The sequence below is a fragment of the Streptomyces sp. NPDC044984 genome, from assembly GCF_040646935.1.
GTDB lineage: Bacteria > Actinomycetota > Actinomycetes > Streptomycetales > Streptomycetaceae > Streptomyces.
Window position 1 is genome coordinate 1 of the sequence record NZ_JBEZBE010000086.1, and the last position, 6,613, is coordinate 6,613.

At 68.1% G+C, this 6,613-nt stretch carries 4 protein-coding genes and 2 pseudogenes; 3 read left to right on the forward strand and 3 right to left on the reverse strand.

The genetic code is table 11. The annotated features are described in order from the left end of the window. Positions 1–679: 679 nt before the first annotated feature. Positions 680–1,069: a MerR family transcriptional regulator gene (locus AB0A94_RS38385; RefSeq protein WP_361751644.1), complete on the reverse strand. Its 390-nt coding sequence runs from the start codon at positions 1,067–1,069 to the stop codon at positions 680–682. A gap of 195 nt (positions 1,070–1,264) precedes the next feature. On the opposite strand from AB0A94_RS38385, the gene AB0A94_RS38390 reads away from it, so the two are divergent. The 3 genes from AB0A94_RS38390 to obgE all read left to right on the forward strand — a co-directional run bounded on the left by AB0A94_RS38390 (position 1,265) and on the right by obgE (position 4,671). Further along, positions 1,265–1,732, forward strand: coding sequence for a flavin reductase family protein (locus AB0A94_RS38390; RefSeq protein WP_361751646.1), 468 nt, complete (start codon positions 1,265–1,267; stop codon positions 1,730–1,732). Between the two features lie 13 nt (positions 1,733–1,745). After that, positions 1,746–3,086: an NtaA/DmoA family FMN-dependent monooxygenase gene (locus AB0A94_RS38395; protein ID WP_361751648.1), complete on the forward strand. Its 1,341-nt coding sequence runs from the start codon at positions 1,746–1,748 to the stop codon at positions 3,084–3,086. Between the two features lie 160 nt (positions 3,087–3,246). After that, positions 3,247–4,671, forward strand: coding sequence for a GTPase ObgE (obgE, locus tag AB0A94_RS38400; RefSeq protein ID WP_361751650.1), 1,425 nt, complete (start codon positions 3,247–3,249; stop codon positions 4,669–4,671). Positions 4,672–4,745: 74 nt separating this feature from the next. Here the strand turns inward: obgE and AB0A94_RS38405 are convergent. Further along, positions 4,746–5,621, reverse strand: a pseudogene (locus AB0A94_RS38405) (IS5 family transposase). Positions 5,622–5,679: 58 nt separating this feature from the next. After that, positions 5,680–6,481 (reverse strand): annotated as a pseudogene (locus AB0A94_RS38410) (IS5 family transposase). Between the last annotated feature and the right edge of the window lie 132 nt (positions 6,482–6,613).

Consider the following 6,613-nt stretch of genomic DNA (forward strand, 5'->3'; position numbering starts at 1 on the left):
GTAAGCCCGTGAACGTCTCCACCCACACCGGCTCAGCCCGCAACACCCCACCCATACAGGGTAAATGCCCGGAGCTGAGCCTTCTGCAACAACTTTTAGGCCGTGTGTCGGAAGTGCTCTAGGTTTGTTCAAGTGGCGGGCGGGGCCGCGTTACCGATACGTCGGCCCGGTCGAGCCGAAGGCAGTGGTCCGGTCTGGCAGTGGCGGGTGCCGGATCATTTTGGTGGCTGGATTGCTGGGCGATTGGTGGTGGAACGGGCCGTACTGTTCACCTTCCTGGTCGACACGGACGGGTGTGCTTCGGCTGGTGCCGCGGCGAAGCGAGTACGTGGCCTGTGCCGACGGAGGCGTGGTTCTGAGTGCCAGCGAGATCACCTTCGGGCGTAAAGGCGGACTGGCGGGCCTGGGGCGCGGTCAGCGGCGATCCGCCGGCTGCTGCCCGGACGTGGCCTTCTGGTCGGCAGTCGCCCGTGCTCTGGACCCTGTGGGGCGCGGGCGGCCCTCCGGTTTCGCCCACGAGATGGTGTTCCGGTGATGTCCGGACTGCCAGGAGTTCAACATCGTGCGCGAGGACGACTTCGTCTGTGATTCTGCCGCGGCGATCTCCCGGAAGCGTGGAACGTGGTGGATCCATTAGGTTCCGGCACCGATCGACCTCGGTCATGAAATCCGCAGGCGGTCACCGTGCGCCCCTCGCAGGCAGCACCCTTCCCGCGATGTCCATCGCCTCGATGTAACGCGTGAGCGCGTCGCGGTTCTGCTCCAGGAAAGCGATGCGCTCGGTCATCTTGTCGCGCTGCGCGAGCAGCATCTCGCGCAGCTTCGGGTCCGGATCGGCCACTATGATCTCCGGACCCTGGTTGAGGCAGGGCAGCATGTCGCCGATGATGCGCGTAGGGACGCCCGCGTCGAGCAGCCCGCGGATCTTGTGTACGCGGTCGATCAGGTACTCGTCATACTCGCGGTACCCATTGCCGAGACGACGCGGTGTGATGAGCCCCTGCTCCTCGTAGTACCGGAGCATCCGAGTGGGGACTCCGGTTCTCTTGGACAATTCCCCGATACGCATGCCTCCTCCTCACCGAGATGGTCGTCGACGCCACTGCGTCCCGACTGCCGTGCACCTCAGGCACCCGTTCTCCGGGCCGTGGCCGTCGGCTGCGCCGGGTCGGTGGCGAGCGTCACTGTGACGGCTCCCATTTGACATTAACATGGGTGTGAAGGTTGGAGCATGCGTCTCATGACGCAGACAACCACACCGTCCGTGACGCCGGCGGCGATGAGGCGCACGCTCGCGGGATTCGCGACGGGCCTGTCCGTCGTCGCCGCCGAGATCGACGGACAGATCGTCGGCATGCCGGCCAACTCGCTCACCTCGGTGTCGCTGGACCCCCCACTCGTGTCCCTCGCGTTCGCGCACACGTCGACGACCTGGCCCGTCCTGCGCCGCGCACCGCACTGGGGCATCAGCGTTCTTGGTGAAGCGCAGGCACAGGTGCTCCAGGACCTTCGGCGGCCCGCCGCTGAACGTTTCGGCGGTATCGGGATGAACATCGACGACGGTGCCGCGTTCGTCCCGGGCGCTCTCGCGACGATCACCGTCACTCCCCGTACAGCCGTGGAGGCCGGTGACCACACGCTCGTGCTGCTCGAGGTGAAAGACCTGCACAGGGACGAGACGCAGCGTCCGCTGGTGTTCTTCGGCAGCACGACCCACACGCTCTCCCACTGAAAGGAACGCCCGCATGGCAGGCAAGAAGATGATCCTCGGCATGGGACTGACCGACGGCTACGGCAACCTCGCCGGAGCCTGGCGCGCACCCCATGTCGACGCCGACAACTACGCCAGGATCGAGGCGAACATCCGCTACGCGCAGGCCGCCGAGCGAGGAGGATTCGCCTTCCTGTTCACCCCGGACTTCCCCGCCGTGCGCGGGGATGTCGAGCGCTCGACGCTCGGCCACACCTTGGATCCGATGATGCAGTTGGCCGCCATCTCGCAGGCCACCTCCCGGATCGGCTTCGTCGCGACGGGTTCCACCACCTTCCAGGAGCCGTTCAACACCGCACGCCAGTTCAAGGCGCTCGACGTGATGAGCCACGGCCGCGCCGGCTGGAACGCCGTCACGACGAGCGATCCCGCCGTGTCGGCGAACTACGGCAGGCGCGTCGCGGACCGCGCCATGCGCTACCAGCGCGCACATGAGTCCATCCAGGTCGTCCAGGCGCTCTGGGGCAGCTGGCAGGAGGACGCCTGGATCAAGGACCAGACCTCCGGCCGCTTCATCGACGCCTCGAAGCTCCGGCCCATCAACCTGGAAGGCGAGTACGTCGCCTCGCGCGGGCCTCTCGCGATCCCGCCGTCGGAGCAGGGCCAGCCGGTGATCTTCACCTCCGGGGGCCCCAGCCCCCACCTGCTCCAGCTCGCCGGCCGCTACGCGAGCGGCTTCATCGCCGAGGTGTGGACGATCGAGGAGGCCCGCGCACAACGGGAGATGGTGCGCAACGCCGCGCGGGAGGCCGGACGCGACCCCGACGACATCAAGTACTTCGCGGGGCTGATGACGACGGTCACCCCGACGGTGCGCGAAGGACTCGACCGCCGCCTCGCCCTGTCCGGCGACGTCATCGAGGCGCGCCTGCCGCACCTTGGCGCGTTGCTGGGACTGCACATCGAACCGAGCCGATACGACGAGCCCCTCTCCCCCGAGCAGCTGGCCGCCGCTCACGCGTCCCCGATGGATCCGCGTTCCGGAATCGCCTTGGACGTCGCACGCGAGGGCTGGTCGCCCCGCGACATCCTCGCCCACGGGGTGATCGACTACCACCCCACGACGGTCGGCCCCGCAGAGGTGCACGCCGATCACCTGCAGGAATGGTTCGAGGCGGGCGCCGTCGACGGGTTCTGGGTCCTCCCCGACATCTACGAGGACGGCGTCGACGCATTCGTCGACGAGGTCGTGCCGATCCTGCGTGCACGCGGCATCTACCCCACCGAGTATCCCGGGACCACCCTGCGGGAGAACCTCGGCGTACCCAGACAGTACGGCCCCGATCCCCGCATCACGAAGGCTACGGCGAGGTGACGACCAGCCACCAGGGTCCGTCTGCGGACTGAGGTTGTTCCGCTTCCGAGGGCGGATCTCAACTTCCCGCTGACCGGGGAAGCGATCCGCCCTCGGCGCGTTGCATCAAGACACATTCCAAGCATTTCCGTATTTTTCTGCAGTATCTGGAGGCCCCACCATGACGACCTTCGTGGACCGCGTCGAGCTGCATGTCTCCGCGGGTGACGGAGGCCACGGCGTGGCCTCCGTGCACCGTGAGAAGTTCAAGCCGCTGGGCGGCCCCGACGGGGGCAACGGCGGACGGGGCGGCGATGTGATCCTCGTCGTCGAGCAGGCCGTCACCACGCTGCTGGACTACCACCACCACCCCCACCGCAAGGCCACGAACGGCCGGCCCGGCGCCGGTGACAACCGGTCCGGCAAGGACGGCCAGGACCTCGTACTCCCCGTCCCGGACGGCACCGTCGTCCTCGACAAGGCCGGGAACGTCCTCGCCGACCTGGTCGGCCAGGGCACCACCTTCGTCGCGGGCCAAGGCGGCCGCGGCGGCCTCGGCAACGCCGCGCTGGCCTCCGCTCGCCGCAAGGCGCCCGGCTTCGCGCTGCTCGGCGAGCCGGGGGAGAGCCGGGACATCGTCCTGGAGCTCAAGACCGTCGCCGACGTCGCGCTCGTGGGCTACCCGAGCACGGGCAAGTCCTCGCTGATCTCGGTGCTCTCCGCCGCCAAGCCGAAGATCGCGGACTACCCGTTCACGACCCTCGTGCCCCACCTGGGCGTCGTCACCGCCGGTTCGACCGTCTACACCATCGCCGACGTCCCCGGGCTCATCCCCGGCGCCGGCCAGGGCAAGGGCCTCGGCCTGGAGTTCCTGCGGCACGTCGAGCGCTGCTCCGTCCTGGTGCACGTCCTGGACACCGCGACGCTGGAGTCGGGCCGCGACCCCGTCTCGGACCTCACCGTGATCGAGGAGGAACTGCGGCTGTACGGCGGCCTCGAGAACCGCCCGCGCATCGTCGCCCTCAACAAGGTCGACGTCCCGGACGGCCAGGACCTCGCCGACATGATCCGCCCGGACCTGGAGGCACGCGGCTACCGCGTCTTCGAGGTCTCGGCCATCGCGCACAAGGGCCTCAGCGACCTCTCGTACGCCCTCGCCGGGATCATCGCCGAGGCGCGGGCCACCCGGCCGAAGGAGGAGTCGACCCGGATCGTCATCCGCCCCAGGGCCGTCGACGACGCCGGCTTCACGGTGACCGCGCAGGAGGACGGCGTCTACCGCGTGCGGGGCGAGAAGCCCGAGCGCTGGGTCCGCCAGACCGACTTCAACAACGACGAGGCCGTCGGCTACCTCGCCGACCGTCTCAACCGTCTCGGTGTCGAGGACGAGCTGCGCAAGGCGGGTGCCCAGGCCGGCGACGGCGTGGCCATCGGCGCCGAGGACAACGCTGTCGTCTTCGACTGGGAGCCGACCATGGCCGCCGGCGCGGAGATGCTGGGCCGGCGTGGCAAGGACCACCGCCTGGCGGCACCGCGCCCTGCTGCGGCACGGCGCCGCGAGCGCGATGTCGCGCAGCGCGAGTACGACGAGTTCGACCCCTTCTAGACTAGGACGTCTCTTCCGGATCACCTCGCCGACCAGATGAAGATCGCAGCGAGTAAGAGAGCGGGGCATTCCGTTCAAAGCCACTCGTTGATGGCCGCGACAAGTACGGTCGCCTCGTAGCGGACGGCAAGCTTGTCGTAGCGGGTGGCGACGGCGCGATGTCTCTTCAGGCGGTTGATCCCGCACTCGACCGCATGGCGTTTGCGGTAGTCGGCCGGGTCGAAATGCGGCGGCCGGCCGCCGTGGGAACCCAGTTTCCGGCGGTTGCGCGCCTGGTCAGCTTTCTCGGGAATGGTGCAGCGGATCCCTCGGCGGCGCAGGTAGGCGCGGTTTCGGCGGGAGGCGTATGCCTCGTCAGCCCGCACACGGTTGGGGCGGACGCGCGGTCGGCCCGGCCCGATGCGGGGCACGCGCACCTTCTCCAGCACCGGTTCGAACTGCGGCGAGTCTCCGCGCTGTCCGGCGGTCACCAGGATCGACATGGGCTTCTGGCCTTGCTCGACGGCCAAGTGAAGCTTGGTGGTGAACCCGCCACGCAACCGTCCCAGCCCATGATCATGGGGCTCGGTGAACATGCCGCCTGGTGGCTCCTTCTGCAGCTCACTCTGCCTTCGGGCCCCAGCCGCGTACTGGTGGGCGCGGCACACGGTGGAGTCGACGCTCAGGTCCCAGACGATTGCACCCTTCGCATCGGCCGGAGACTGGAGACGGGTGAGGATCCGCTGCCAGGTATCGTTCCGCTGCCACCGGCGAAACAGGTCGTAGACCCGGCCTCACGGCCCGTATTCGACGGGGATACCCCGCCATGGAACGCCAGTCCGAACCCGGAACCGTATGCCATCGATCATCTGCCGACGAGGCCAGACGGGCGGCCGCCCTGCCCTGGCACCCTTTGGCAACAACGGCTCCAGCATCGCCCACTGCTCATCCGTGAGATCTCCCCGCCCCATGAACCGTGATCATTCACAGCTCAGGATCCACTTTCGGTACACGGCCTAAGACGTCGTCTCATTTGGCGAGTCTGCGGTGACAGATGAGGGTGCAGGCGATGGCGGTGAAGGCCAGGAAGTGTTCGGCCTTGCGTTCGTAGCGGCAGTGCAGGCGGCGGCAGCCGGCCAGCCAGGACATGGTCCGTTCGATGGTTCAGCGGTGCCGACCGAGCCGGGTAAAGAACTCGATGCCCTTACGGGCGATGCGGTGCCGGATGCCCGCTTGCGCAGCCATCGTCGCAGGTAGTCGTAGTCGTAGCCCTTGTCGCCGTGGAGCTTGGCGGGCCGGCGTCTGCGCGGGCCGCGCCGGGAGCGGATCGGCGGTATCCCGCGGACGAGGGGCTTGAGGGACTGGCTGTCGTGAAGGTTCGCGCCGGAGATCCCGACGGAAATGGGCAGACCGGTCCGCTCGGTGATCAAATGGATCTTCGAGCCCTTCTTGCCCCGGTCGACAGGATTCGGACCCGTCAGGTCCCCCCTTTCACGGCCCGCATGTTCACCGAGTCGATCGCGCACCGCGACCAGTCCAGCTCCCCGCGCGAGCCCAGTTCGTCCAGGACCAGACGGTGCAGCTTCGCCCAGACCCGGGCGGCACTCCACTCGGTGAAACGCCGGTGCGCGGTCGGCCCCGACGGGCCGAAGACCGGCGGCAACTGCCGCCACGTGCAGCCCGTCGTAGCCACGAAGATGATCGCCGCCAGCACCTCACGGTCACCGTACCGGCGCCGCCCACCGCCCTGCGGACGCGTCGGCGCGGGTGGCACCACCCGCTGGAACAACTCCCACAACCCGTCCGGGACCAGCCGCTCCACGATCGTCATTCCTCAAGATTACGAACCCAAATGAGACAACGTCTAGAAGTTGTTGCAGAAGGCTCAGCTCCGGGCATTTACCCTGTATGGGTGGGGTGTTGCGGGCTGAGCCGGTGTGGGTGGAGACGTTCACGGGCTTAC